The 25,989-nt window shown below is 66.7% G+C and carries 24 protein-coding genes and 1 pseudogene; 24 read left to right on the top strand and 1 reads right to left on the bottom strand.

The genetic code is table 11. The features are described from left to right. Positions 1–9 precede the first annotated feature (9 nt). From ABNQ38_RS09995 to ABNQ38_RS09895, 21 genes are all read left to right on the top strand, one after another. The gene (locus tag ABNQ38_RS09995) at positions 10–927 is read left to right on the top strand and encodes an efflux RND transporter periplasmic adaptor subunit (RefSeq protein ID WP_377807331.1); all 918 of its coding nucleotides are present in this window, start codon (positions 10–12) and stop codon (positions 925–927) included. Positions 928–1,008: 81 nt separating this feature from the next. After that, positions 1,009–3,036, top strand: a complete 2,028-nt coding sequence (locus ABNQ38_RS09990; RefSeq protein WP_377807330.1) for an FUSC family protein — start codon at positions 1,009–1,011, stop codon at positions 3,034–3,036. Beyond that, a complete protein-coding gene (locus ABNQ38_RS09985; RefSeq protein ID WP_377807329.1) occupies positions 3,033–3,242 on the top strand; it encodes a DUF1656 domain-containing protein in 210 nt (69 codons plus the stop codon). Before ABNQ38_RS09990 ends, ABNQ38_RS09985 begins: the two co-directional genes overlap by 4 nt. 55 nt (positions 3,243–3,297) lie before the next feature. Then, positions 3,298–4,653: a sensor histidine kinase gene (locus ABNQ38_RS09980; RefSeq protein ID WP_377807328.1), complete on the top strand. Its 1,356-nt coding sequence runs from the start codon at positions 3,298–3,300 to the stop codon at positions 4,651–4,653. Then, on the top strand, positions 4,650–5,171 hold the full coding sequence (locus ABNQ38_RS09975) for a hypothetical protein (protein WP_377807327.1): 522 nt from the start codon (positions 4,650–4,652) through the stop codon (positions 5,169–5,171). Before ABNQ38_RS09980 ends, ABNQ38_RS09975 begins: the two co-directional genes overlap by 4 nt. Continuing rightward, positions 5,129–5,659, top strand: a complete 531-nt coding sequence (locus tag ABNQ38_RS09970; protein ID WP_377807325.1) for a hypothetical protein — start codon at positions 5,129–5,131, stop codon at positions 5,657–5,659. The genes ABNQ38_RS09975 and ABNQ38_RS09970 overlap by 43 nt, the downstream gene beginning before the upstream one ends. Before the next feature lie 4 nt (positions 5,660–5,663). After that, a complete protein-coding gene (locus ABNQ38_RS09965; RefSeq protein WP_377807323.1) occupies positions 5,664–7,127 on the top strand; it encodes a nickel-dependent hydrogenase large subunit in 1,464 nt (487 codons plus the stop codon). 579 nt (positions 7,128–7,706) lie between these two features. Next, complete coding sequence (locus tag ABNQ38_RS09960) at positions 7,707–9,002, top strand: hypothetical protein (protein WP_377807322.1); 1,296 nt, start codon at positions 7,707–7,709, stop codon at positions 9,000–9,002. A 213-nt stretch (positions 9,003–9,215) separates the two neighbouring features. Beyond that, positions 9,216–9,866, top strand: coding sequence for a HyaD/HybD family hydrogenase maturation endopeptidase (locus tag ABNQ38_RS09955; protein ID WP_377807321.1), 651 nt, complete (start codon positions 9,216–9,218; stop codon positions 9,864–9,866). Positions 9,867–9,885: 19 nt separating this feature from the next. Further along, entirely contained in the window at positions 9,886–10,185 is a 300-nt protein-coding gene (locus tag ABNQ38_RS09950) for a HypC/HybG/HupF family hydrogenase formation chaperone (RefSeq protein WP_377807319.1), read from the top strand. Between the two features lie 15 nt (positions 10,186–10,200). Beyond that, complete coding sequence (locus ABNQ38_RS09945; protein ID WP_377807318.1) at positions 10,201–10,629, top strand: hydrogenase; 429 nt, start codon at positions 10,201–10,203, stop codon at positions 10,627–10,629. Beyond that, positions 10,626–11,510, top strand: a complete 885-nt coding sequence (locus ABNQ38_RS09940; protein ID WP_377807317.1) for a hydrogenase expression/formation protein — start codon at positions 10,626–10,628, stop codon at positions 11,508–11,510. Before ABNQ38_RS09945 ends, ABNQ38_RS09940 begins: the two co-directional genes overlap by 4 nt. After that, on the top strand, positions 11,507–12,343 hold the full coding sequence (gene hybE, locus ABNQ38_RS09935; RefSeq protein ID WP_377807316.1) for a [NiFe]-hydrogenase assembly chaperone HybE: 837 nt from the start codon (positions 11,507–11,509) through the stop codon (positions 12,341–12,343). Before ABNQ38_RS09940 ends, hybE begins: the two co-directional genes overlap by 4 nt. A gap of 1 nt (position 12,344) precedes the next feature. Beyond that, positions 12,345–12,677, top strand: coding sequence for a hydrogenase maturation nickel metallochaperone HypA (hypA, locus tag ABNQ38_RS09930; protein WP_377807315.1), 333 nt, complete (start codon positions 12,345–12,347; stop codon positions 12,675–12,677). A 45-nt stretch (positions 12,678–12,722) separates the two neighbouring features. Further along, positions 12,723–14,210: a sigma-54-dependent transcriptional regulator gene (locus tag ABNQ38_RS09925; protein WP_377807314.1), complete on the top strand. Its 1,488-nt coding sequence runs from the start codon at positions 12,723–12,725 to the stop codon at positions 14,208–14,210. 80 nt (positions 14,211–14,290) lie between these two features. After that, positions 14,291–14,839 carry a HupE/UreJ family protein gene (locus ABNQ38_RS09920; protein WP_377807313.1) on the top strand — a complete coding sequence of 183 codons (549 nt, stop codon included), beginning with the start codon at positions 14,291–14,293 and terminating at the stop codon, positions 14,837–14,839. A 193-nt stretch (positions 14,840–15,032) separates the two neighbouring features. Further along, positions 15,033–16,106 (top strand): hydrogenase small subunit, encoded by a 1,074-nt coding sequence (locus tag ABNQ38_RS09915; protein WP_377807312.1) that lies wholly within the window; start codon positions 15,033–15,035, stop codon positions 16,104–16,106. 2 nt (positions 16,107–16,108) lie between these two features. Next, on the top strand, positions 16,109–17,923 hold the full coding sequence (locus ABNQ38_RS09910; RefSeq protein WP_377807311.1) for a nickel-dependent hydrogenase large subunit: 1,815 nt from the start codon (positions 16,109–16,111) through the stop codon (positions 17,921–17,923). Between the two features lie 25 nt (positions 17,924–17,948). Then, positions 17,949–18,743, top strand: a complete 795-nt coding sequence (gene cybH / locus ABNQ38_RS09905) for a Ni/Fe-hydrogenase, b-type cytochrome subunit (protein WP_377807310.1) — start codon at positions 17,949–17,951, stop codon at positions 18,741–18,743. A 103-nt stretch (positions 18,744–18,846) separates the two neighbouring features. Continuing rightward, the gene (locus ABNQ38_RS09900; protein ID WP_377807309.1) at positions 18,847–21,132 is read left to right on the top strand and encodes an FkbM family methyltransferase; all 2,286 of its coding nucleotides are present in this window, start codon (positions 18,847–18,849) and stop codon (positions 21,130–21,132) included. Positions 21,133–21,268: 136 nt separating this feature from the next. Beyond that, a complete protein-coding gene (locus ABNQ38_RS09895; RefSeq protein ID WP_377807308.1) occupies positions 21,269–21,631 on the top strand; it encodes a hypothetical protein in 363 nt (120 codons plus the stop codon). On the opposite strand, the gene hypF is transcribed toward ABNQ38_RS09895, so the two are convergent. Continuing rightward, a complete protein-coding gene (hypF, locus tag ABNQ38_RS09890) occupies positions 21,601–23,841 on the bottom strand; it encodes a carbamoyltransferase HypF (RefSeq protein ID WP_377807306.1) in 2,241 nt (746 codons plus the stop codon). The two genes, ABNQ38_RS09895 and hypF, sit on opposite strands and share 31 nt — an antisense overlap. 140 nt (positions 23,842–23,981) lie before the next feature. On the opposite strand from hypF, the gene ABNQ38_RS09885 reads away from it, so the two are divergent. From ABNQ38_RS09885 to ABNQ38_RS09875, 3 genes and pseudogenes are all read left to right on the top strand, one after another. After that, a complete protein-coding gene (locus tag ABNQ38_RS09885; protein ID WP_098738662.1) occupies positions 23,982–24,215 on the top strand; it encodes a hypothetical protein in 234 nt (77 codons plus the stop codon). A 288-nt stretch (positions 24,216–24,503) separates the two neighbouring features. Next, positions 24,504–24,755, top strand: a pseudogene (locus ABNQ38_RS09880) (STAS domain-containing protein); the annotation flags it as partial. 164 nt (positions 24,756–24,919) lie between these two features. After that, positions 24,920–25,978 carry a type III polyketide synthase gene (locus ABNQ38_RS09875; RefSeq protein ID WP_377807305.1) on the top strand — a complete coding sequence of 353 codons (1,059 nt, stop codon included), beginning with the start codon at positions 24,920–24,922 and terminating at the stop codon, positions 25,976–25,978. Positions 25,979–25,989: the final 11 nt, after the last annotated feature.

The following is a 25,989-nucleotide window of genomic DNA, read 5'->3' as shown; positions in this document are numbered from 1 at the left end:
ACCAAGATTGTGACACTCTTTCCTTCCTTCCGGACGGTGGTCCGGATCGCCGTGACCCTGTTGGTGACCGTGGCGGCGGCCGGCGGCGGGCTGTGGCTGTGGGATTATTACATGAATGAGCCCTGGACCCGTGATGGCCGCGTCCGTGCCGACATCGTCCAGGTCTCTTCCGATGTCGCCGGTCTGGTGACCGACGTCCGCGTGACCGACAACCAGCTGGTCCACAAGGGCGACCTGCTGTTCGTCGTCGATCCCGGCCGCTACAAGCTGGCGGTGGAACAGGCCCAGGCCAACCTCGACAGCGCCAAGGCGGAACTGGCCTACCGCACCGCCGAGGCACGCCGGTACGAGCAGTTGGGCACCAACGTCGTCTCCACCGCCCAGAAGCAGGAGGTGGCGTCGGCCATGTCCAAGGCCGCCGCCGCCGCCAAGCAGACCGAGGCGGCGCTGGATCTCGCCCGCTTCAACCTGGAGCGAACGGAGGTCAAGGCGACGGTCGACGGCTATGTCACCAACCTTCAGATGATGACCGGCAACTATGTCGCCGCCGGTCAGGCGGTGGTGGCGCTGATCGACAGCCATTCCTTCTATGTCATGGGCTATTTCGAGGAAACCAAGCTGCCGCGCATCCATGTCGGCGCTCCGGTCGCCGTCCGCATCATGGGGGCGGGTGCCGATCTGCGCGGCCGGGTCGACAGCATCACCCGCGCCATCGTCGACCGCGACCGGGCGGAGGGCACGGGATTGGTCGCCAACGTCAACCCGACCTTCAACTGGGTCCGGCTGGCCCAGCGCATCCCCGTGCGGATCGCGCTGGACGAGGTGCCGGACGGCCTGCAACTGGTCGCCGGCCGCACCGCGACCGTGTCGGTGATCGGTTCGCCCGACAGTGCACCGAAGGTTGCCCAGCTGCCGGCCGGGCAGTGAGCGCACGGCCATGCCAAAAGCTTCTTCCTGGGCCCCTTCTCTGAACGAGCTGGTCTTCTCGCTGAAGTCCTTCGCGCCTCCATGCTGGCGCTCTACATCGCCTTCGGCATGGGGTTGCCGCGGCCCTTCTGGGCGATGCTGACCGCCTATGTGGTGTCGAGCCCGCTGTCGGGAACCGTGCGGTCGAAGGCGGTTTACCGCGTCGCCGGCACGATCGTCGGCTGCATCGCCGCCATCGTCCTGACGGTCGAACTGGTCAATGCACCGGAACTGCTGTCGCTGGCGGTCGGGCTGTGGGTCGGCGGCTGCCTGTTCATCTCGCTGCTGGACCGCACGCCACGCAGCTATGCCTTCATGCTGGCCGGTTACACCGTCGGCCTGATCGTCTTCCCCGGCGTCGCCAATCCGGAGGCGATCTTCGACACGGGGCTTGCCCGGGTCGAGGAGATCATCCTCGGCATCGTCTGCGCCACCGTCATCCACAGCGTCATCCTGCCGCGCGGCATGGGGCCGGTCCTGCTCGGCAAGCTCGACGCCTCGCTGCGCGATGCGGAACGCTGGACGCTCGACGCGCTGGAGCAGGTCGCTACCGACGCGCGGCTGCGCGACCGCCACAAGATGGCGACCGATCTGACCGAATTGCGGGTGATGACCACCCACCTGCCCTACGACACCTCCGACCTGCGCTGGATGACCCGGCCGATGCGGGCCTTGCAGGACCGTATGGTCTATCTGCTGCCGGTGCTGACCGCCGTGCATGACCGGCTGGGCGCGTTGCGCCGCCCGGACGGCGCGGTGCCGCCGGATCTGGCGCCGGTGGTGGCCGCAGTCCGCGATTGGATCGCCGCCGGTGCCGCCGCCGACCCGGCGGACGCCGCCCGGCTGATCGACCGGCTCGACCGGCTGGAAGCGGCGGAGTCCTCGCAAGCGACCGACGGCTGGGAGGCTGCGACCCGCTTCAGCTTCCTCCGCCGTCTGCGGTCGCTTGTGGAAATCCACCGCGATTGCCGGGATTTGCGGGCGCATATGGCCACGGGCGACAAGGCCCTGCCCGACCATCTCGACCCGCTGGCCCGCAAGCGGTCGCGCGGGGTCTTTCATCTGGATTACGGGATGGCGGCATGGTCGGCGGCAGCCGCCCTGCTGGGCATCACCAGCGTCTGCGCCTTCTGGATCCTGACCGGCTGGTCGTCCGGATCGGCGGCGGCGATGATGGTGGCTGTCTTCACCTGCTTCTTCGCCTCCTTCGACGATCCGGTGCCGGGCATTCGCCTGTTCCTCGTCTACACGATGGCCTCGCTGCCGCTGTCCGCCTTCTACCTGCTGGTAGTCCTGCCGTCCTTCGACAGCTTCCCGATGCTGGTGCTCTGTCTGGCGCCGACGCTGGTGACGCTGGGCATCTTCGTTGCGCGCCCGGCGACGATGGGCAAGGCGATGGTGCTGATCTTCGGCGTCGGCGGCTCGCTCAGCCTGCTCGACACCGGCAACGGCGATTTCGCCTCCTTCCTGAACAGCAGCATCGGACAGATCGTCGGCATCGTCGGCGCCATGCTAGTCACCCGCATGTGCCGGTCGGTCGGTGCGGCGTGGAGCGCGCGACGCCTGCTGCACATCGGCTGGCGCGAGATCGCCGACATGGCGCGAACGCGCGGGGTGCCGGCCAATGACGGCTTCGAAAGCCGCATGCTGGACCGCGTCGGCCTGCTGTCCGCCCGGCTGGCGCAGGCCGGCGGGTCGGTCGATGTGGACGCTATTGACGCGGTGCGCGACCTGCGGGTCGGGTTGAACATCGTCGAGCTTCAACGGGCGCGCCCGGTGCTGGGCCGCGCAGGCGGAGCGGCGCTGGACCGGCTTCTGGGCGGCATCGCCGTCCATTTCCGCGCCCTGTCGGCCAAACGGCCCGACCCGGCGCCGGCCGAGCTGCTGGGCAGCATGGACGAGCTTCTGTCCGCCATACGCACCGCCCCGCCCTGCCCTGAGCGCGACCGGGCTGTGGTGGCTCTCGCCTCGCTGCGGCGCAGCCTGTTCCCGGGCGCGGCCCTGCAACCGCCGCCATTGGCCAACGAGGAGATCCCTCGGACGATGCATCAGGAAAGGGCACGCGCATGATCGGCGAAATCGATGTCTACGGCCTGTTCCTCCCGCCGCTGCTGATCATGGCCGTGGTCGCCTGGGCGGTGTCGGCGCTGCTGCGGCGGGGACTGCGCGCCATCGACGCCTATTGCTGGGTATGGCACGCGCCGCTGTTCGACTTCGCGCTCTATGTGCTGGTGCTGAGCGGGCTTACCGGCTTGTGGTCGGTCTGGTCGGCCTGACCCGCGGCTGAAATCGTCCACACCGCGAGCCGTCCGGCGTGCTAGTCTTGCCGCCATGACCGCCCCCCTGTCGCAGCCCTTCTCCATCCCCGGCATCCCGTCCGATGCCGACGCCGAGAGCGCCTGGATCGACGTGATCCGGAAGATGGACGAGACCTACGCCAATCTGGTGACGCAACAGGTGGAGCTGGAGCGCAAGAACGCGGAGCTGGAGGAGGCGCAGGCCTTCATCGCCAGCGTTCTGGGCTCCATGACCGACGTGCTGATCGCCTGCGACCGCGATGGCCGGATCGAGCAGACCAACCCGGCAGCCGAACGGGCGCTCGGTTGCGCCGGGCGTGACCTGACGGGACGGCCGCTGCGCGATTTCCTCGACCCGGCTTTCCATCCCGCCTTCGCCCGGCTGTGCAGTGCCGCCCTCCAGCGCGAGGAGGTCAGCGATGTCGAGCTGTCGCTGCGCGGCCCCACCGGCCCCTTCCCGGTCGCGGTCAACAGCACGGTTCGCTACGACCAGCGCGGGCATGCCATCGGGATGGTTCTGGTCGGCCGGCCCATCGGGGAATTGCGCCGCGCCTACCGCGACCTTGCCGCCGCCCATGAAGGGCTGAAGCAGACCCAGCAGCAGCTTGTCCATTCGGAAAAGATGGCCTCGCTCGGCCGGCTGGTGGCGGGGGTGGCGCATGAGCTGAACAACCCGATCTCCTTCGTCTATGGCAACGCCCATGCCATGCGCCGCTATGTCGACCGGATGACCGCCTATCTCGACCGCGTGCATGACGGCGCCGCGGCGGCCGAACTGGCGGGCCTGCGCAAGGACCTGCGCATCGACCGCGCCCGTGCCGATGCCGCGGCGACGCTGGACGGCATGCTGGAGGGGACGGAACGGGTGCGCGACATCGTGGCGGAGCTGAGGCGCTTCTCGTCAGAACAGAAGCACGCCTCGGAACGTTTTGATCTGACAGGGCTTTTGCGTTCCGCGGTCACCTGGGTCGCCAAGGCGCAGATGCCCGACCTGACCGTGGTTTTCGATCTGCCCGACACGCTGGACATTGCCGGCCATCCCGGCCATCTGCATCAGGTCGCGATAAATCTGGTCCAGAACGCCATCGACGCCATGGCCGGTGCTGCGGTCAAGCGGCTGGAATTGCATGGGCTGGAGGAGGCTGGGACGGTCATCGTCACCATTCGCGACACCGGCCACGGCATTCCCGAGGCGATCCTGGCCCGCATCTTCGATCCCTTCTTCACCACCAAGCCTGTCGGCAAGGGCACCGGCCTCGGCCTGTCGATCAGCTACCAGCTGGTGCACGACCATGGCGGCGCGCTGTCCGCCGCCAATCATCCAGACGGCGGGGCGCAGTTCACCTTGACCTTGCCGGCCGCCGGTCAGCGTGAAGGAGCTGGACGATGAGAGAACGCCCGCTGTCGGTGCTGTGGCTCCAGTCGGGCGGCTGCGGCGGCTGCACCATGTCGCTGCTCTGCGCCAAATCCCCGGATTTGCCGATGCTGCTGGAGACTGCCGGCATCCGGTTGCTCTGGCACCCCAGCCTGTCGGAAGAGACTGGAGCGGAGGTGGTCGAGCTGTTCGAGCGCATCCTGTCGGGGGCCGAGCCGCTGGACGTGCTGTGCGTCGAGGGATCGCTGCTGCGCGGACCGAACGGCACCGGACGCTTCCATGTTCTGGCCGGGACCCGCCGGCCGACCATCGATTGGGCCCGCGATCTGGCGGCTGTCGCCGGCACCGTGGTCGCCGTCGGCACCTGCGCGGCCTTCGGCGGCATCACAGCGGGCGGCGAGAACATCACCGAGGCCTGCGGCCTTCGTATGAGGGCACGCAGCGCGGCGGCGCCTTGGGTGCGGAGTTCCGCGCACGGGACGGCGTGCCGGTGGTCAACGTCGCGGGGTGCCCGACCCATCCGAACTGGGTGACCGAAACGCTGATGCTGCTGGCCGAGAACACGCTCACCGCCGCCGACCTCGACCTCTACCAGCGCCCGCGCTTCTACGCCGACCATCTGGTCCACCATGGCTGTCCGCGCAACGAGTATTACGAATACAAGGCCAGTGCGGAAAAGCCATCCGATCTCGGTTGCCTGATGGAGCATATGGGCTGCCTCGGCACCCAGGCGCATGCCGACTGCAACACCCGCCTGTGGAATGGCGAAGGGTCCTGTACCCGTGGCGGCTACGCCTGCATCAACTGCACGGCACCGGGCTTCGAAGAGCCCGGACATCCGTTCCAGCAGACGCCGAAATTCGCCGGTATTCCCATCGGCCTGCCCACCGACATGCCGAAGGCGTGGTTCGTCGCGCTGGCCTCCCTCGCCAAGGCGGCGACGCCGGAACGGGTGCGCCGGAACGCCGCCGCCGACCGCATCGTCGTCGCCCCCACCGTCCGACCCACCCGGAAAGGCTGATCCGGTGAGCGAAGCCCCAAACCGCCGCCTGATCGTCGGCCCATTCAACCGCGTGGAAGGCGATCTTGAAGTCCGCCTTGAGATAACCGGCGCAAGTGTCTCGGCTGCCTACGTAAATTCGCCGCTGTTCCGCGGTTTCGAGCGCATTCTGGAGGGGCGCGACCCGATGGATGCGCTGGCGGTGGCGCCGCGGATCTGCGGCATCTGCTCCGTCTCGCAGAGCCATGCGGCGGCGCTGGCGCTGGCCGACGTCATGGGGCTGGAGGTGCCGCGCAACGGACTGCTCGCGACCAACCTGATGACGGCGACCGAGAATGTCGCCGACCATCTGACCCATTTCCACCTGTTCTTCATGCCCGACTTCGCCCGCCCCGCCTACCGGGGCCGACCGTGGTTCGAAAAGGCGGAGGCGCGGTTCAAGGCCGCCCAGGGCATTGCGGTGCGCAGTGCCATTGCGGCACGTGCGGAGCTGTTCCATGTGCTGGGCATTCTCGGCGGCAAGTGGCCGCATACCCTGACGCTTCAGCCCGGCGGCGTCACCCGTGCGGTCGATGCGCGCGACCGGGTGCGGTTGCTCGCCACCGTCCGCAGTTTCCGCCGCTTCCTGGAGGACAGCCTATTCGGCGCGCCGCTCGACCGGGTGCTGGTCCTCGCGGCGCCGGAGGATCTGGAGCGCTGGCGCATCTCAGGTCCAGCCGGCGATTTCCGCCTGTTCCTAGAGATCGCCGACGATCTGGAGCTTGCCGGCCTCGGCCGTGCCTATGGCCGGTTCCTCTGCCACGGTGCCTATGCCGCCCCGGAGGGCGGACATCTCTATCGCCGCGGCACCTTTGCCGACGGTCAGGACGGCCCCTTCGATCCGGATCGGGTGACGGAGCACCATCGGTTCAGCCGCATGGCCGGACAGGACCGCCCGCATCCACCCTTCGCCGGTTCGACCGTTCCGGATGGCATGGACGAGACCGGTTACAGCTGGTGCAAGGCGCCGCGGTTGGACGGCCTGCCCTATGAGACCGGTGCCATTGCCCGGCAATTGGTAGACGGCCATCCGTTGATCCGGGCGCTGGTGGCACAGGATGGCGGTTCGGTGCGCAGCCGCGTGATCGCTCGTTTGCTGGAACTGGCCCGCACCACCGATGCGATGGAAGGCTGGCTGCGTGCCATCGAACCGTCCGCCCCATGGTGTGCGGCTTCGGAAATGCCGGACAGCGCGCAGGCGGTTGGGCTGACGGAGGCCGCGCGTGGAGCATTGGGGCATTGGCTGCGGGTTGAACGCGGGAAGATCGCCGGTTACCAGATCATCGCTCCGACCACTTGGAACTTTTCACCGCGCGACTTGGACGGAGTGCCCGGTCCATTAGAGCAAGCCCTTGTCGGAGCCCCGGTGACGGCAGAAGAGCACACACCGATCTCTGTTCAGCACATCGTGAGATGTTTCGATCCCTGCATGGTATGTACTGTACATTGACTTCATATACTTTAGATATCGGAAATTTTTATTGCGGATTTACTTACGAGATGACGAAGGCTGCGTAGGACATTACGCTGACGAACATCAGCAGAGAGACCATCGGGGCCATTTTCAATCTCCATCGGACTGGGTGGTTCATTGCTTTCCAAAGGATCTACGCCTCGTCCGCGTTGGGATAAATGCCCCGTTCCCGGATTCACCGTTCGGAGTTTTCGAACAAAGGGTGGCGTTTGCCGCCCCCCTGTTGACGGCGGACCGACGCTCCGTCGTCCGCCACGCTTGCTGTTCGCCAAAGCCCGCGAAATCATGAAAAAGAAAGAATCCTGCGTCCCAAAGACGGCGTCGCTGGAGGGTACAGGTTTTCACCTATGCCGACCGCCTCAGATTTTTAGAGGATTTCCCTCAATATATGATGGAACGCTAAATCGGATAACGGATGAAGCGGACCTCGATCAAATATAAAATTGCCTCCTTACACTATCGTTATTATAAATCCATAGTCTTTAATAGTTAAATTAAATAATTAATATCGATCGAAGGCCCCGTTTCCGTGATTTGACAAAAGTGGATGTTGCCATGACTGACCAGGCATTCGCCGATCCAGCCTCATCGGTTGAAGAGACATCCGCAATCCCCGAACAAACGAAGGCACGCCTGCGGCACATTCTGGCTGGAGGACAGCGTCACTCGGCCGGTGCGGTCCAGTTGATCGGACTGGGAACCCTGCGCAACCGGTTGGGCAAGCGCTGGGACATCGTCAAGGAGCGCATCTACGAGCAGACCGAACGGCTGTTCGACCGCCATCTGCCCCCCTCCGATGTCTGGCTGCGGGCCGACGACGCGAATTATATGGTGGTTTTCGCGACGCTCGACCGGCAGGCTGCCGAACTGATCTGCGGCAGGATCGTATCGGAACTGCATCGGCTGATGCTTGGAAACAGCGACACGAGCCAGATAACCGTGCGCAGCATCGTGACCGAACTCGATGGCAACATCGCCGTCGAAGCGATGCAACTCGATCAGTTGATTGCGAGGGCCGCCCAGCAGGGCGCCGCTTCTTCGCAAAACGATGCGGCCGATGCCGGCGATGCCCGGACGGTTCCAACCGCCGATGCGCACGAAGGCGGCGTCTTCCGCCCGACCATCTGCTATCGCCCGGTATTCGACACATCCCACAAGGTGTTGTCCACCTATGTGTGCCACGCCGATGAGGAAACGAAACGTATCCTGAATGCCCTGTCGACCGATGATGTGCAAAGCGAGGATTACAGGTTCAGAACCGATCTGGAGCTTTTGATCCAGTCGATAGAAATTTATGAGGAGCTGTATAAAAACAATTTTCGATACATCCAAAATCTTACGGTGGGCTTTTCCACCCTCTCGATTGGCCGGCATCGGCGGGCATACCTTGCCCGCTGCCATTCGATCCCGTCGCATCTCATACCCTTCATCGTATTCGTGATACAGGGGGTTCCCACCGGCGTCCCCTACAGCCAAATCTCCGAAATCACGACGAGCCTGAAGCCATATTCGCGTGCCGTCCTTGTCCTGCTGGACGATGGAGCGCCAAATCTCGCGGCCTTCGCCCAGGCGGGCGTCCGCGGCATGGGCATAACGGTTCAAGCCTGGGAACCGGATGCACGGGCAGCCAATCGCCTCCATACCTTTGGAGCCCATGTGCAGCGCCATGGCATGATCTTCTTCGTCGATGGCATCAGGTCGGCGGCCATGCTGCGCATCGCCGAGGACGCAGGAGCGTCCTATGTGGCGGGACCCCTGATCGGCCGGGACACCGACGTGCCCGGCCATATGAAGCGCATGACCGAACGGGAACTGATCCAGAAATCCGCCAAAACCGCCCGTCACCGCTGACCGGCAAGCCTCCAGCCATACTGGCAAGTTTGTTGCCAGTTTCCACGCATGCTGTAATGTTGATGTCCATAATCGCTGCTATGTCGAGCGATGGGCGTCGAAATACGCAATCCAATCAATGGCCTGACCCAGCCGCCGATCCTGGCATGGAACTTGTACGAACGATGGTTCGGCGGCAGGACGCCGCATCATTGGACGGATGCCGGGGCGCAAATGGAGTTGGCTGGAAACGAGGGCAGTCGCGGAACGGCGCAAATCCTAGTGCTGGGCATCGGCAACATCCTGTGGGCCGACGAGGGATTCGGTGTCCGCACGGTGGAGCGTCTGTCCGCCGATTGGCGCTTCCCCGACACCGTCACCGTGATGGATGGCGGAACCCAGGGCCTGTATCTGCTGCCGCATCTGGAATGCGCCGACGCGCTGATCGTGGTCGACGCCATCGACTATGGGCTGCCGCCCGGCAGTAGCCGTGTCTTCCATGGCGATGACGTGCCGGCATTCCTTGGCGCCAAGAAGATGAGCCTGCATCAGACCGGCTTTCAGGAGGTGCTCGCGAGCGCCATGCTGCTGGGCCGCTGCCCGCAGGATCTGATCCTGGTAGGCGTTCAGCCGGAATGCCTTGAGGATTACGGCGGCGGCCTGACCGACACCGTCGCCGCCCAGGTCGCCCCGACCATCGAGATCATCCTCACGCTTCTGCGCGACGAGTTCGGCGTGGAGGGCACGCGCCGCGATGCCGCCGCCGACCTCGCCGCCCCGGCCATCGCCCGCGATGCCTATGAAGGCGGACGCCCGAGTTCCGATGAAGCGTGTCGCATCGGCGATCCCCGCATCCTGGCGGCGCTGTCCGCTGGACAGGCCTGAAACCGGGAGCGCCCAGAGCATGTGCATCGGCATTCCCCTGCGCCTGACCGGCGTCGACGGCGTCGTCGGCCGGGTTGCGGACGGGTCGGCCGTCGATCTGTCACTGGTTCCGGAGGCCGCCACCGGCGACTGGGTGCTCGGCTTCCTCGGTGCGGCACGCCGTATGCTGGACCCGGAAGAGGCCGCCCAAATCCTCGATGCGCTGGCGGCAATGGCCGCGGCATTGGATGGGGAAACCCTCGACGGCGCCTTCGCCGACCTGACCGGCCGCGAGCCCACCCTTCCCCCCACCTGGAGGCGGCCCGCGCGGCCGGCCTGACGGAGGCCTGACGCCATGACCGACCTTGCCCCCTCTCCCGCCAAGCCGCGTCTGCCCCTGCCGCCGCTGGTCGATCTGCTGACCGATGTGCACGGTTATCTGCGGCTCGACCATGCCGACGACCGGCCATGGCTGGACGATCCGGCCAAAAGCTGGGTGGTCTTCCTGCCCGGCCACGGCAAGGGCAATGCGGAGACCACCGACGTGGCCGTCATCCTGCCGGAACTGGTCCGTGCGCTGCACCCGCGCCTGTCTCCGGCTGTGGCGGGCGAGGCAGCGGAGCGCGCGCTCCTGGCCCTGGCCGGCATGATGAGCCTGCCGTCGCTGGTCTTCCTGCGCGGCGACCGGCTGCTTGGCAGCATCCCGCGCGTGCGTGACTGGGACGATTATCTGCAGCGGATCGGCGAAATCTTGGAAGGTTCTTTGGAAGGCGGTGCGGCATGAGTTCCCTGTTCGGCATGACCCATCCGCCGGTCGGCTTCGGCCCCGGCAGCCAGCCCGACGCCAGCGAGGAAGGGCTGGAATATCTGCCGATGCCGTCCGGCATGCGCGTCTATGAACCGCACCTGCCGGAGGTCGCCGATCCCGCCTGCGCAGCGGTGGCCCGCGAGGTGCTCGTCCGCATCCAGGGGGCGCTTGCCAACTGGTCGCCCGGCGAGGAAATCCGCATTCCGGTCGACGATCTCGACTCTCCCGTCCTGGCCCTGGTCGACGAGGCGCTGGGCGAGGGCGAGGTCGCGGTCAAGGTGGAGCGGGCCGGCGACCGGCTGGAGATTCAGGAAGCGTCTCTCGCCGGCGTCTGGCGCGTGCGCGCCTTCGGCGACTGGCCGACGCGCGAAAGCCTGCTGGTCGGGGCCTTCCCGCGGGTGGCGCTGAACCGCGCCTTCACCGCCACGGCATCGGTCGTGACCGGCCCGGCACCTGCCGGCTTGATGCCAACCGGCCTGATGAATGGCCAGCCGATCCTGACCGAGCTTCTGGACCGCAGCGCCGCCTGGCGCCGCGGCCACGGCCCCCATGCAGTGAATTTCAGCCTGCTGCCGCACACGCCGGAGGATCTGGCCTTCGTCGAACAGCGTTTGGGCGTCGGCGCCACCACCATCCTGTCGCGCGGGTACGGCAATTGCCGCGTCACCGCCACGGCGACGCCGAATGTCTGGTGGGTGCGCTATTACAATTCGGTCGACACGCTGATCCTCGACACGGTGGAGATCGTCGACGTGCCGGCGGTGGTCTGCGCCGCGGCCGAGGACATCGCTGACAGCGCCGAACGGCTGGCCGAAATCCTCGATGCGCTGACGACCGACCTGGAGCGGGTGCGATGAGCGCCGCCCCTTCCCGCTTCGAGGGCTCCTATCTCGGCGACGCCAGCCGCATCGGCGCCGCGACGCGGATGGAATGCAAAATCTGCTGGCATGTCTACGACCCGGCGGAAGGGTGCGAGCAGTGGCAGGTGCCGCCCGGCACAGCCTTCGCCGCCCTGCCCGACCATTGGCGCTGCCCGGTCTGCGACGGCGCCCGCGATCAGTTCATGGCGCTGAACGGCGAGCCGGCGGCCACGGAAACCGCCGCCCTGCCGGCTGCCGTTGCGCCGGTCCCCGGCCCGGCCCTGCCAACCGAGGCCATCGCCCGGCTGGAAGCGGTCTTCCGCGAAATCCACACGGCACAGATGCGCGGCATGCCCATCGTCAACGATGCGCTTGCGGTAAAGGCCGTCGGCTTCCGCCGTCATGGCGAGCGTTGGTTGGGCGCCCTGGTGACGCCCTGGTTCCTCAATCTGGTCCTGCTGCCGGGCGAGGGCGACGACTGGTCGGGGCTGGTGCCGGGGGCGAAGGAACTGATCGAGTTCCCGTCCGGCCGGTATGAGTTCGTACACGCCAACCGCAAGGGCCTCGGCGCCTACAAGGCCTGCTCGCTCTTCTCGCCGATGTTCGAGTTCGCCTCGATGCTTCAGGCGACGGAGACGGCCTCGGCGGCTCTGGTCTCCCTCTTCGATCCCTCCATCCGCGAAGACGGTGCCCAGACCGCCGAAATCCGCCGTCGGCGCGAGGAGGAACTTGCGCCCCCGCCCGAACCCGCTCAGGTCCAGGCCGAGCCGGTGCGCCCGTCGCGCCGCGCGCTGCTGGGGATGGGGACCGGAGACACTGCGGATGCATGAGATGGCGCTTTGCGAAAGCCTGCTCCAGGCGATGGAGGAGGCAGGTCGGACGAATGGATTCAGCCGCGTAACCAAGGTCCGGCTGGAGATCGGCCGCTTCGCCGGGGTGGAGGTGGAGGCGCTGCGCTTCGGCTTCGACGTGGTGACGCGGGGATCGCTGGCCGACGGGGCGGACTTGGTGGTGCTGGAAGTGCCGGGCCGTGGCTGGTGTTTCGACTGCAACGACACGGTGGCTCTGGACGACCGGCTGTCGTCCTGCCCACACTGCGGCGGCAACCGGCTGCATCCCAACGGCGGCACCGAAATGACGATCAAGGATCTTGAGGTTGAGTGAGGCGAGGTCGAAAGAGGCAGGCCCGATGAGGAAGGACCCCGCGCGATGACCAATCCCGCCCGCCCCGGCATTTTGGTGGTGGATGACGAGCCGCGCTCCGTCGAGGTCATCGCCCGCCTGCTGGACGAGGAGTTCGAGGTCTTCACCGCCCTGTCGGCGGCGGAGGGCCTGCGCCTGCTGGAAACCGAATCGATCCAGGTCGTCTTTTCCGACCAGCGGATGCCGGAGGTCAGCGGCGTGGAATTCCTGACCCAGGTCCGCGAGCGCTGGCCCGACGTGGTGCGCATCGTCATCACCGGCTACATCGACCCCGAGGACATCATCGGCGCCATCAACACCGCCGGCATCCATCAGTTCATCACCAAGCCCTGGCACCCCGACCATCTGCTGCTGACCGCCCGCAACGCCGCGAGGCTCTATCAGCTTCAGCGCGAGCATGACCGTCTGACCAGCGAGCTGAAGCTGCTGCCGCCGCTGGCCGAGACGCGGGTGGCGACCAGACGCGAACGGGTCCGGCAATCCTACCGCTTCGACGGGCTGATCCGTGCCGAGGGCAGCCCGGTCGACGAGGTCTGCCGGCAGGCCGAACGGGTTTCGGGCTTCAACGTCCCGGTTCTGGTGCTGGGGGAGACGGGCACCGGCAAGGAACTGCTGGCCCGTGCCATCCATTACGGCAGCCCGCGCTCCGACCAGCCATTCTATTGCGAGAATTGCGGCGCCATCCCGGACGAGCTGCTGGAAAGCGAACTGTTCGGCCACAAGAAGGGCGCCTTCACCGGCGCCCACAGCAACCGCGTCGGCCTGCTGGAGCAGGCGGACGGCGGCACCATCTTCCTCGACGAGATCGGCGACATCAGCCCGGCCTTCCAGGTCCGGCTGCTGCGCTTTCTGCAAGAGGGCGAGATCCGGCCGGTCGGGTCCAACGAGACCCGGCGGGTCGATGTCCGCGTTGTCGCCGCGACCCACCGTGACCTGACCGCCGAGGTGAAGGCCGGCCGCTTCCGCGAGGATCTCTATTACCGGCTCAGCACCATGACGCTGACCATGCCGCCCCTGCGCAACCGGCCGGACGACATTCCGGTCCTGGCCCGCCACATCCTGGAGCGGCTGTCCGCCGCCCACGGCAAGCCGGTGACCGGCTTCGCCCCCGACACGCTGGCCTGCCTGGAATCCTATGGCTGGCCCGGCAATGTGCGCGAGTTGCAGAACGAGATCATGCGCATGCTGGTGCTGTGCGAGGGCGACACGCTGGGCGCCGATCTGCTGTCCGACCAGGTGCTGCGCGGTGCCGCGCTGAATGCCCGCCCGGCCTCGCCGGAAGACGGGCCGCTGCCGCCGCTCGACCTGATCGGCCAGGGCGGACCGCTGAAGTCGCGGATTGAGCGGGTTGAGGCCGGCATCCTGATGGAAACGCTGGTCCGCTGCCGCTGGAACAAGAGCAAGGCCGCCGACGAGCTGGGCCTGTCGCGCATGGGCCTGCGGGCCAAGCTGGAGCGCTACGGCATTGAGCGCGGGCCGGCACAGCGGCACTAGTCGCCCTCTCCCGCACCCAGCCCCCCTTGGGAGAGGGCGAGATCACCCAAAACCACAAGAACCCCGAGGAGCCGTTCGATATGTCGAAATTCACCCGCCTCGCCGCCGTCTCCGCGGCCATAGCGCTTGCCGCCACCCCGGCGCTGGCCCATCCCGGCCATCTCGCCGGGGCCGGCTTCCTCGACGGTGCCGCGCATCCGCTGGGCGGGCTCGACCACCTGATCGCCATGGTCACGGTCGGCGTCTACGGCGCCACCATCGGCGGCCGTGCCGTTCTGGCGGTGCCGGGGGCGTTCCTGGCCGCCATGCTGGCCGGCGGGCTGTTCGCGCTGGCGGGCGGAGAACTGCCGCTGGTCGAGCCGGCCATCTATGCCTTCACCGTCGTGCTGGCGTTGCTGTGTGTCATGCCGATGTCGCGCAACAGCCTGATCGGCGTCGTCTTCGCCGCCGGCTTCGGCCTGTTCCACGGCTTCGCCCATGGGGCGGAGATGCCGGCCGACGCCGCGGCGCTGGGCTACGCCGCCGGCTTCCTCGCCAGCACCGCCGGGCTGCATGCGGCCGGCGTGGCAATCGGCTGGGCGCTCCACCGCCTGATCGGCCGGCCGCAAGAGGATGGCCGGACGGCCTGACCGCCACCGGCAACCGACTTTCCACCCCGGCCGTCGTTTCGGCCGGGGAGTTGCCAGCGGTGACGGTCCCTACAGCCTTGTGACCGTTGGTTTGCCAAATGTTCGTACCACGGCACGATTGTTGCCTATGCCCGCGGGAGAAGCGCACCGGACCCTCGCACGCCGGTGCTGCCCGACGGGAGAAAACAAACCGATGGCAACGCTGGAAACCTTCTACGAGGTGATGCGGCGGCAGGGGATCACACGCCGTTCGTTCCTGAAATACTGCTCGCTGACCGCCGCGGCCCTGGGGCTTGGGCCAGAGTTGGTACCGCAGATCGTCCACGCCATGGAAACCAAGCCGCGCACCCCGGTGCTGTGGCTGCACGGGCTGGAATGCACCTGCTGCTCCGAATCCTTCATCCGCTCGGCGCACCCGCTGGTGAAGGACGTGGTGCTGTCGATGATCTCGCTGGACTATGACGACACGCTGATGGCGTCGGCCGGCCACCATGCCGAGGCGATCCTCGACGAGGTGATGGAGAAGTACAAGGGCAACTACATCCTCGCGGTGGAAGGCAATCCACCGCTGAACCAGGACGGCATGTCCTGCATCATCGGCGGCAAGCCCTTCACCGACCAGCTGCGCAAGGTCGCCAAGGACGCCAAGGCGATCATCTCCTGGGGCTCCTGCGCCTCCTTCGGCTGCGTCCAGGCGGCGCGTCCGAACCCGACCCGCGCCACCCCGGTGCATGAGGTCATCACCGACAAGCCGATCATCAAGGTTCCCGGCTGCCCGCCGATCGCCGAGGTGATGACCGGCGTCATCACCTACATGCTGACCTTCGACCGCATCCCGGAGCTGGACCGCCAGGGCCGGCCGAAGATGTTCTACAGCCAGCGCATCCACGACAAATGCTACCGCCGGCCGCATTTCGATGCCGGCCAGTTCGTCGAATCCTTCGACGACGAGGGCGCGCGCAAGGGCTACTGCCTCTACAAGGTCGGCTGCAAGGGCCCGACCACCTACAACGCCTGTTCCACCGTGCGCTGGAACGAGGGCACCAGCTTCCCCATCCAGTCCGGCCACGGCTGCATCGGCTGCTCGGAGGACGGCTTCTGGGACAAGGGGTCCTGGTACGCCCGCCAGTCCGACATCCTCCAGTTCGGGATCGAAGCCAACGCCGACCAGATCGGCACCACCGCCGCCATCGGCGTCGGCAGCGTCATCGCCGCCCACGCGGCGGTCAGCGCCCTGAAGCGCGCACAGCACAAGGGAGACGTCTGACCATGGGCATCGTCCAGACCCCGAACGGGTTCTCGCTCGACAACGGCGGCAAGCGCATCGTCGTCGATCCGGTCACCCGCATCGAAGGGCACATGCGCTGCGAGGTGAACGTCGACAGCGACAACATCATCCGCAACGCCGTCTCCACCGGCACCATGTGGCGCGGCCTCGAGGTGATCCTGAAGGGCCGCGACCCGCGCGACGCCTGGGCCTTCGTCGAGCGCATCTGCGGCGTCTGCACCGGCTGCCACGCGCTGACCTCGGTCCGCGCGGTGGAGGATGCGCTCCAGATCCGCATCCCGAAGAACGCCCACCTGATCCGCGAGATCATGGCGAAGACGCTGCAGATCCACGATCACATCGTCCATTTCTATCACCTGCACGCGCTGGACTGGGTCAACCCGGTCAACGCGCTGAAGGCCGATCCGCAGGCGACCTCGGCATTGCAGCAGGCGGTGTCGCCGCGCCATGCCAAGTCCAGCCCCGGCTATTTCCGCGATGTCCAGACCCGCCTGAAAAAGTTCGTGGAGAGCGGCCAGCTCGGCATCTTCAAGAACGGTTACTGGGACAACCCGGCCTACAAGCTGTCGCCGGAAGCCGACCTGATGGCGGTGACCCATTATCTGGAGGCGCTCGACCTCCAGAAGGACATCGTCAAGATCCACACCATCCTGGGCGGCAAGAACCCGCACCCGAACTACATGGTCGGCGGCGTTCCCTGCGCCATCAACATGGACGGCACCGGGTCGTCGGGCGCGCCGCTGAACATGGAGCGGCTGAACTTCATCCGTGCCCGCATCCAGGAGGCGACGGCCTTCGTCGAGAACGTCTATCTGCCGGACGTGCTGGCCATCGCCAGCTTCTACAAGGACTGGCTCTATGGCGGCGGCCTGTCGGCGACCAACGTCATGGACTATGGCGATTACGAGAAGGTGCCGTACGACCATTCGACCTGCCAGCTGCCGGGCGGCGTCATCCTGAACGGCAACTGGAACGAGGTCCATCCCATCGACCCGCGCGACCCGGCGCAGGTGCAGGAATTCGTCGCCCACAGCTGGTATCATTACGAGGACGAGAGCAAAGGCCTGCACCCGTGGGACGGCGTGACCGAGGCCAAGTTCGAGCTGGGCGCCAACACCAAGGGCACCCGCACCGACATCAAGGAACTGGACGAAGCCGCCAAATATTCCTGGATCAAGGCGCCGCGCTGGCGCGGCCATGCGGTGGAGGTCGGCCCCCTGCCCCGCTACATCCTGGCCTATGCCCAGGGCGTCGGTTATGTGAAGGATCAGATCACCGAAGCGCTGGGCGCCTTCAACACGCTGGCCGGCACGAACTTCACGCCGCAGCAGGCGCTGCCGACCACCATCGGCCGCACGCTGGCCCGCGCGCTGGAATGCCAGTACTGCTGCACCATGATGATGGACGACTGGAACGCCCTGATCGCCAACATCAAGGCCGGCGACACCGCCACCGCCAATGTCGAGAAATGGGACCCGAAGACCTGGCCGAAGGAGGCCAAGGGTGTCGGCACCGTCGCCGCGCCGCGCGGCGGGCTCGGCCACTGGATCAAGATCAAGGACGGCAAGATCGACAATTACCAGTGCGTCGTGCCGACGACCTGGAACGGCAGCCCGCGCGATCCCAAGGGCAACATCGGCGCCTTCGAGGCCTCGCTGCTGAACACGCCGATGGCCCGCCCGGACGAGCCGGTGGAGATCCTGCGCACCCTGCACAGCTTCGACCCGTGCCTTGCCTGCTCCACCCACGTCATGGCGCCGGACGGCGCCGAACTGGCCCGCGTCACCGTGCGCTGACCGGCAACCGAGGAGGATTTAAGTCATGGCTCCTCTCGACGATGCGAAGCCGGTCGCGACACCGGAGGAGGAAGGGACGGCCGCTCCGGCGGCCGGCCGTTTCCTGAAGGCGATCTATGTGTACGAGGTGCCGGTGCGGATCTGGCACTGGGTCAACGCGCTGGCGATCGTGGTTCTGTCGGTCACCGGCTACCTGATCGCCAATCCGCTGCCGACCATGCCGGGCGAGGCCAGCGCCAATTTCCTGATGGGATACATCCGCTTCGTCCATTTCGCGGCGGCCTACATCTTCGCCATCGGTTTCATCGGCCGGCTCTATTGGGCCCTCGTCGGCAACCACCATGCCAAGCAGCTGTTCCGCTTTCCCTTCTGGGACCGCCACTGGTGGGGCGAGCTGTTCCTGGAAGCCCGCTGGTACCTGTTCCTGGAGCGCAAGCCGAAGCTGTATGTCGGCCACAACCCGCTGGCGCAATTCTCGATGTTCTGGGCCATCGCGGTCGGCAGCGTCTTCATGATCGTCACCGGCTTCGCGCTCTACAGTGAGGGGGCGGGCCAGGGCAGCTGGCAGGACACGCTGTTCGGCTGGGTCATCCCGCTGTTCGGCCAGAGCATGGACGTCCACACCTGGCACCATCTCGGCATGTGGGCGATCCTGCTGTTCGTGATCGTCCACGTCTATGCTGCGGTGCGCGAGGACATCATGTCCCGCCAGTCGATCATCTCCACTATGATCAGCGGCGTGCGCACCTTCAAGGACGCCGAAGCCCCGGCGGACGAGGAGCAAGAGCGTCCGGTGAAGAAAGCGGCGCGGGCGGGGTGAGACCGCGTATCGGCCGCTCCGACAGGAGCGGTTGAGCACCCCTTGCATGGATCCCCCGCTAGCGCGTATCGATGGACGATCCATACGCCGCCGGGGACAGGACATGGGTTTCGCGAAAGAACTCTACACCCTTGAATACTTTACCGGCCGCGATGCCGCCGGGAAACGGATTCATTATGGCGCCACCGGGATGGAGGAGTGGGAGGTCGGCGGCATTTCCTCCATCCACCGCAAGCTGATCGACCAGCTTCCCCTGGTGAATGCCCATGTGCTGGAAATCGGGTACGGGCGCGCCGAAAGCGCCCGCTACCTTCTGTCGACCGGCAAGGCGGACCACTATCTGGGCGTCGATTTCTCCGATGCGGCCCACGCTCTGGCCAACGAGACTTTGAAGGGTGTCCCGGAGGCGCGCTGGGAGGTCCATCACGACGATGCGCTGCAATTCTTGTCCGTACGGAACTTCACGGGTGTCTTCGACGCAATCCTGATGCTGGACGTGATCGAACATATCCCCCGCGCGGAAGTGCAGGCCCTGCTTCCCCGTCTTTACGCTGCGTTGCGGCCGGGCGGTTATCTGGTCGTCAACACGCCCTTCTACTCGATTGACGAGGATTATATCGCCCAAAACTTCGAATACATCATGCCATCGGCCAGCGACCTTATCCCCGAGACGCGCGGCATGCATTGCAACAAGTACACCGAACATCGTTTGCAGCAGGAATTCACCGGAGCAGGATTCTTTCGCATCGGCTCCAACCTGTTCCGCCGCGCTCCCGAACCAGGGGCGCATGCCAAATGCGCGGTGGTCATTCCGGTCGGCCCCGGACATCAAGCGCAGTGCCAACAGGCGATCAACTCGGTCATGACGGCCGCCCAGACCGATCCCGGTCCTTTCACCGACTTCGATTGTGTGGTGATCGACGACACCGCCGGCACCAAAGGCCGGTCGGCCGCCAGGAACGAGGGCGTGCGCGAGGCGGCATCCCGAGGGGCGGAATGGCTGTTCTTCCTCGACGCCGACGACCTCATGACGCCGCAGGCCTTCCAGCAGATGGCGCCGCACACCGACCGCGCCGACGCTGTCTGGGGGCTGATCCTGGAGAGCACCGACCCGCAGCCCGGATCGGATGAGTTGACCGGCCGCATCCGCCTGCCCCAATTGCCCCGGATCGAAACGGTGGCCGACCTTTTGCTGCACGATCCCTATGTCACCTTGCAGATGGGTCATTTCATCCGGACGTCCGTCGCTCTGGCGAACCCGTTCGACGAGACGCTGGATGTCGGGGAGGATGTCGACTACTACCTGCGTGTCTGGAACAGCGCCCGATGCCTGAAGATCACGGCGCCGCTGTTTCTGAACCGCAGAGGGATGCACTCCACCGGTCCACGGTCGGGCACCGGTGCCGACTGGCTGACCTCGACCGCCCAGATATTGGAGCGCGCGCGGCAGGCGCACGGCCTCGACCCGGATGGCGAAGCGGCGATCCAGGTGCGCAACGCCGCCACCCTGGATACTCGGAACTGGCTGCGGGGCTTCGGCGCCATAGATCCCGGCAGCCTCTTCTCCATCAGCCGAAAATTTCCGTTTCACGACTTTCTGGAGATCGAGCCGGCCATCGGCGAGCCGATCGCCCTTTTCGACGACAATGACGATCTGGTCTGCATGAGCCTGGGCTGGCGTGGCAGCTATGAGCCGGCCTCGCTTCGGCTCTGGCAAACGCTGGCGACAGGATCAAAGGTTGCGTTCGACATCGGCGCCTACACAGGCATCTACACGCTAATGGCTGCGCGGGCGGCGCCGGCGGCGCGCATCGTCGCGGTAGAACCGGTTCCTGCCAATCTGGCGCGGCTGATGAAAAACCTGGAAGCGAATGGCTGCGGCAATGCACGGGCGGTTCATGCCGCGATCCTCGACCGCCGGGGCGAGGTAACGCTCTCGCGGACGGCGACAAGCGATTTCCTCACTTCCGGCGCGTCGATTGCCCGGCGGGCCGGGGGGGAGGACATTGCCAGCGAAACGGTTCCCGGACTGACAGGCACCGATTTGCTGGAGCTTGCCGGAGAGACCACGGTTGATCTCGTCAAGATTGACGTGGAGGGGGCGGAAACCCAAGTATTGCACGGCATGGTGGAGATCTTGGAGCGCTGCGGACCGGACCTGCTGATCGAATGCCTGGATCAGGACTCGGCGGACAGAGTCGATGCAATTCTCCGCCCTCTCGGCTACCGGTTCCACACTATCGACGACGAGGCTCTGAGCGTGGAGGAGACCGGCCGGTTCGAGGCGGCCGGAGGCATGAATTCGCTCAACCGCTGGGCAACGCGGCGGGACGCGGCGGCGGTGGAAGCAGTGATCCGATCAGCCGGACTGCGCTTTTCCAGACGCTGAACGGAAGGAATGAATCGGCGCCGCACCCGTTGAAAATCTTGAATTGTTCTACATGTGTTCCCATATCTGGGAGGTTCCGAAACCACGGAGTCTCCCAGAGCGGCGCCACCCCATGCGGGTGCGTCAGGAGGACGTCATGCCCTATTTTCCGACCATCGAGTTGACCCCGCAGGTGAAGATGCTGCTGGCCCGCGGGGCGCTGACGCTGAACCCGGGCCAGTGGGTGCGGGGCGAGAAGGGACGCGGCCGATTCCTGCGGACCGACCCGCGCACCGGCACCGCCCATGTCAGCTGGCTGCGGCCGGGCGACGATTGGGACACCGCCTCGCAGCGTTTCCATCGTGCCTGCCGCAAAGGCTATATCGGCAAGTATCGCGGCCTGTACGAATTCGACAAGGCCAACCGCACCGCCGAAATCCCGCCCCTGCGCAGGAAGGTCCGGGCACCGGTCCAGATGCCGCTGTTCGGCTACAGGGCGAAGGACGCCGCCCATGCCTGACCGAGGCTGAGCCCGCCGTCGTTGGCGGGAGCCAGCCTCGGCAGCAGCGCCTCCACCCCGGCGGCACGGAATCCTGCCACCAGTTCCTCAGCCAGCACCGCGTTCATCAGGCAGCCACCGGACAGCACCACCCGGCCCAGGCCATGGACACGCAGCATCGGCAGCGTCCAGTCCACCAGCGCCGCTGCCAGCGTGCCATGGAACAGCTCCGCCCCCTCCACCGCATCGGCGACGATCAGCAGCCGTTCCAGCAGGGGGGTCAGGTCCAGTTCGCCCCCGTCGATCCGCCACGTGCCGTCCGCCACACGGGTCCGGCGCACGAGGGATTCCAGCGCCATCGGCGCCTCTCCCTCGAACCCGGCCACCGCGCGGACGCCCAGCAGACCGCAGGCGGCATCGAACCAGCGCCCGCAGGAACTGGTGAACGGCGCGTTGATGCCGCGCTCGATCATCCGCCGGATACCCTCGGCCGGTCCGTGCGCAGCGAAGCGGGAGGCGATCTCATCGGCACGCCCCATCCGGGCCAGGGCCGCGGCGGCCATGCGCCAGGGCTGGCGGGCCGCCACGTCGCCACCGGGCTGGGCGAGCGGCGCAAGGCTGCCGAGACGCTCGGACCGCAGCCCATCGACCAGCAGCATCTCCCCGCCCCAGGACCCGCCATCCTCCCCCAAACCGAACCCGTCCAGCGCCAGTCCCACCGCCGGTCCTTCGATCCGGTGTTCGGCCATCACGGCCGCGACATGGGCGTGGTGATGCTGGACCGGCACCGCCGGCAGGCCACTCATTTCAGCGAAGCGGGTGGATTGGAAATCGGGATGCCTGTCATGGGCGACCGCAACCGGCTCGACCCCCAGGATGTGCAGCAGATGGGCGACGGTTTCCTCCAGAAAGCCCAGCGTCGCGGCGTTGTCGAGGTCGCCGATGTGCTGGGACAGGAAAGCCTCGTCGCCACGGGTGACGCAGACCGTCGTTTTCAGATGGCCGCCCACCGCCAGGACCGGCGGCACCGGCCGGGCCAGCCGGATCGGCTCCGGCACATGGCCGCGGCCGCGGCGCAGGAAGGCGGGAGCGCCGGCCAGTTTGCGCACGACGCTGTCGTCGGCACGGATGACGATGTCGCGGTCATGGTCGACGATCAGGTCGGCGATACCGGCCAACCTATCCCGCGCCTCCGCATTGCCGATGGCCAACGGTTCGCCGCCGGGATTGGCAGAGGTCATCACCAGGGTCAGATCCTGCGGCAGGTCCAGCCAGCCGGTGCCGTCCGGCCGCCCGGCCGCCTCGTGGAACAGCAGGTAATGCAGCGGCGTATAGGGCAGCATGACCCCCAGCCAGGCCAGACCAGGAGCGATCTCGGGCGCCAGTTCGGGCGCATCGCTCCGCCGCCGCAGCAGGACGATGGGGCTCGCCACCCCCTCCAGCAACGCCTGCTCGTCGGCGTCCATCCAAACATGACGGATGGCGGATTCGGTGTTGGCGACCATCAGGGCGAAGGGCTTGCCGTTTCGCTGCTTGACCCGCCGCAGCCGCTCCACCGCATCCGCCCGCGTGGCGTCGCAGGCGAGGTGGAAGCCGCCCAGCCCCTTGATGGCAACGATCCTGCCGGCGCGGAGTGCGGCGACGATGTCTTCCGGCCGATGCGACAGGCGGGGCCCGCAGACCGGACAGGCCGTCGGCTGCGCGTGAAAGCGGCGGTTCGCCGGATCCTCGTACTCGGCCAGACAATCCGGACAGAGCCGAAAGCCGGCCATCGCCGTCTGCGGCCGGTCATAGGGGAGTTGCCGCGTGATGGTGTAGCGCGGGCCGCAGTGGGTGCAGTTCAGGAAGGCATAGCGATGGCGACGGTCGGCGGGGTCGAACAGTTCGGCCAGGCATGCCGGGCAGACCGCGGCGTCGGGTCCGATGCCGGTCGCGACGGCGCCTGCGGACAGGCTGTGACGGATTGCGAAGGAGACCTCGCCGGAAACAGGCGGAACAACGTCGCACTCGACGGCATCGATCCGGGCCAGCGGCGGCGCCTCGGCCGACAGGGCTGCCTGGAAAGCGGCAACGCCGCCGCCCTGTACCTCGATCAGCACGCCCTGCGGGTCGTTCAGCACCCAGCCGGTGAGGCCGAAACGCCCGGCGAGCGCATGGACATGCGGGCGGAACCCCACCCCCTGCACCCGCCCGCGCACACGGATCCTCAGCCGTTCGTCTTCATGTGACATGAGAGCCTGTCGAATGATCGTCGGCTGCGCCGACCCCCGACATCCTAACCGTCTCCCCAAAAGGAAGAAGGGATTTCGCAACCATCCGGCACGGCGCCGGTTGACAGGGGGACATGCGGAACCGGAACGGAGATGCCGCCATGAGCGCAAGCAAGCACGAGAAGACCGACAAGCCGACCGATGCCGACCTGAAGAACAACCCGCAGATCGGCGGGTCGAAGGGCGCCCGCGCCGCCGGCATGACGCCGGACGACCTCGATCTGGCCCAGGGCGAGAGCACATTCGAGGGCGACGTAGAAAACCAGACCAACGACAAGGGCGGCGTCGACAAGCCCTTCCGCGACGGCCCGCCGCTGCGGCCCCGTCAGGCCTGACGGTCGAGATCATCGGACGATGAAGGCGGCGCTCCAACGGGGCGCCGCCTTGTTTCTTTCCGCGCCGCACAGCCATGCGATGCATCGCATGGCATATGGTCGCCAAGGCCCGCGGCATTCTGTTACGCCTGCTTCCATGCTGCATCGCGTCACGCCGCCCAGACGGCCTGCCCTTCGCATTAACCTGAAGCCCGACCGCCTGATCGACCGGACGGCCGCCGCTTCGCAGCGATCCCAATTTCCGACTTCCATTCCCGATCATCGTCGACGGAAGCCCACCGTACGGCCTTTGCCGGTGCGCCCTGCCGCCGTCCCGCCTTCGATGTGCGGGAGAGTCTGGACATGGCGGTGATCGATGTTTCCGGCGCCCATATCTGGGATATCTCCAGCGTCGCGGCTCTCGACGGCGTCGTGCTGAAATTTCACCGCGCCGGGACCGAGGTGCGGCTTACCGGCCTGAACGCTGCCAGAGAAACCATCGTCGACCGGCTTGCGATCCATGACAAGCCGGGAGCCGGTGATAGCGCTCCGGCGCACTGATCGACGCCGCTCCTCGAAAGGCCAGCACCTTTTGCGGGAGCAGATGGGGCGCAACGGCGGGACCGGCTTCTTGTTGGCTGAAGGGCCTGGGCGGAAGATGCTGGAATGCGCATCGACCGGAAGCGCATCCCGCGCCCGACCGACGGCAGCATGCAGGAGGCAGGATGTCACCCGATCCGCATCTGTTGGCGGTCGCCACCGCGTTGCCGCCCCACCGCTTCGAACAGGAAGAGACTTTGGCCGTCGCGCGGACGGTGTTCGCTCACCGCCTGCGCGACTTCGACCGGCTGGCCCCCGTCTTCGCCAACACCGGCATCCGCAGCCGCCATGCCGCCTGCCCGCTGTCCTGGTATCTTGAGCCCCATGGCTGGGCAGAGCGCGCCGCCGTCTTCGAGCGGGTGGCGCTGGAGTTGCTGGAAGAGGCGGCCGGCAAGGCGCTGAGCGCGGCGGGGCTGCGCCCCGGCGATGTCGATGCCATTGTCTGCGCCACCACCACCGGCATCGCCACACCGAGCCTGGAGGCGCTGCTGCTCGATCGCATGGGATTCCGGCCCGACACCTTGCGGTTACCGGTCTTCGGGCTGGGCTGCGCCGGCGGGGCGCTGGGGCTGGCGCGGGCAGGCATGATGGCACGGGCGATGCCGGGCCGTACCGTGCTGTTCCTGGTGGTCGAGCTGTGCACCCTGTCCCATCGGCCGGAAGAGGCGTCCGCCACCAATGTGGTGGCGAGCGCGCTGTTCGCCGACGGTGCCGCCGCTGCCCTGTTGCGGAGCCCTGGGGCAGGCGACGACACGTCCGGACCGCGCTTCGTCGACAGTGCCGAGCACACCTGGCCCGGCACCCGGCGGATCATGGGGTGGCGGATCGAGGATGAGGGCTTCGGCGTCGTCTTCAGCCAGGACATTCCCCGCCTGATCCGCGAACGGCTGGCCCCGGTGGTGGACGGCTTCCTGACCGGACGCGGCATGACCCGTGCCGATCTGGGCGGTGTGATCTGCCACCCCGGAGGTGCCAAGGTGCTTCACGCATTGACCGAGGTGCTGGCGCCCGCCACTGCGGGCATGGACGAGTCCTGGGCCGTGCTGGGCGACTGCGGCAACATGTCGGCGGCCAGCGTGATGTTCGTTCTGGAACGGCGGTTGCGGAGCGGAGCAGCCGGATCGCATCTGATGCTGGCACTCGGTCCCGGCTTCACCGCCGGCCTCACCCTGCTGGACCTGTAAGGATTGAAGGG

Source organism: Azospirillum sp. A29, from assembly GCF_042604625.1.
In the GTDB taxonomy this organism is placed as follows: domain Bacteria; phylum Pseudomonadota; class Alphaproteobacteria; order Azospirillales; family Azospirillaceae; genus Azospirillum; species Azospirillum palustre.
Note: the sequence above shows the minus strand (reverse complement) of the source record. Positions and strands in the feature narration are given on the sequence as shown.

Coding starts and splice junctions, on each gene's coding strand:
- ABNQ38_RS09990 (WP_377807330.1), top strand. CDS start 1,009: ATGCTGGCGCTCTACATCGCCTTCGGCATGGGGTTGCCGCGGCCCTTC.
- ABNQ38_RS09985 (WP_377807329.1), top strand. CDS start 3,033: ATGATCGGCGAAATCGATGTCTACGGCCTGTTCCTCCCGCCGCTGCTG.
- ABNQ38_RS09980 (WP_377807328.1), top strand. CDS start 3,298: ATGACCGCCCCCCTGTCGCAGCCCTTCTCCATCCCCGGCATCCCGTCC.
- ABNQ38_RS09975 (WP_377807327.1), top strand. CDS start 4,650: ATGAGAGAACGCCCGCTGTCGGTGCTGTGGCTCCAGTCGGGCGGCTGC.
- ABNQ38_RS09960 (WP_377807322.1), top strand. CDS start 7,707: ATGACTGACCAGGCATTCGCCGATCCAGCCTCATCGGTTGAAGAGACA.
- ABNQ38_RS09955 (WP_377807321.1), top strand. CDS start 9,216: ATGGAGTTGGCTGGAAACGAGGGCAGTCGCGGAACGGCGCAAATCCTA.
- ABNQ38_RS09950 (WP_377807319.1), top strand. CDS start 9,886: ATGTGCATCGGCATTCCCCTGCGCCTGACCGGCGTCGACGGCGTCGTC.
- ABNQ38_RS09945 (WP_377807318.1), top strand. CDS start 10,201: ATGACCGACCTTGCCCCCTCTCCCGCCAAGCCGCGTCTGCCCCTGCCG.
- ABNQ38_RS09940 (WP_377807317.1), top strand. CDS start 10,626: ATGAGTTCCCTGTTCGGCATGACCCATCCGCCGGTCGGCTTCGGCCCC.
- hybE (WP_377807316.1), top strand. CDS start 11,507: ATGAGCGCCGCCCCTTCCCGCTTCGAGGGCTCCTATCTCGGCGACGCC.
- hypA (WP_377807315.1), top strand. CDS start 12,345: ATGGCGCTTTGCGAAAGCCTGCTCCAGGCGATGGAGGAGGCAGGTCGG.
- ABNQ38_RS09925 (WP_377807314.1), top strand. CDS start 12,723: ATGACCAATCCCGCCCGCCCCGGCATTTTGGTGGTGGATGACGAGCCG.
- ABNQ38_RS09920 (WP_377807313.1), top strand. CDS start 14,291: ATGTCGAAATTCACCCGCCTCGCCGCCGTCTCCGCGGCCATAGCGCTT.
- ABNQ38_RS09915 (WP_377807312.1), top strand. CDS start 15,033: ATGGCAACGCTGGAAACCTTCTACGAGGTGATGCGGCGGCAGGGGATC.
- ABNQ38_RS09910 (WP_377807311.1), top strand. CDS start 16,109: ATGGGCATCGTCCAGACCCCGAACGGGTTCTCGCTCGACAACGGCGGC.
- cybH (WP_377807310.1), top strand. CDS start 17,949: ATGGCTCCTCTCGACGATGCGAAGCCGGTCGCGACACCGGAGGAGGAA.
- ABNQ38_RS09900 (WP_377807309.1), top strand. CDS start 18,847: ATGGGTTTCGCGAAAGAACTCTACACCCTTGAATACTTTACCGGCCGC.
- ABNQ38_RS09895 (WP_377807308.1), top strand. CDS start 21,269: ATGCCCTATTTTCCGACCATCGAGTTGACCCCGCAGGTGAAGATGCTG.
- hypF (WP_377807306.1), bottom strand. CDS start 23,841: ATGTCACATGAAGACGAACGGCTGAGGATCCGTGTGCGCGGGCGGGTG.
- ABNQ38_RS09885 (WP_098738662.1), top strand. CDS start 23,982: ATGAGCGCAAGCAAGCACGAGAAGACCGACAAGCCGACCGATGCCGAC.
- ABNQ38_RS09875 (WP_377807305.1), top strand. CDS start 24,920: ATGTCACCCGATCCGCATCTGTTGGCGGTCGCCACCGCGTTGCCGCCC.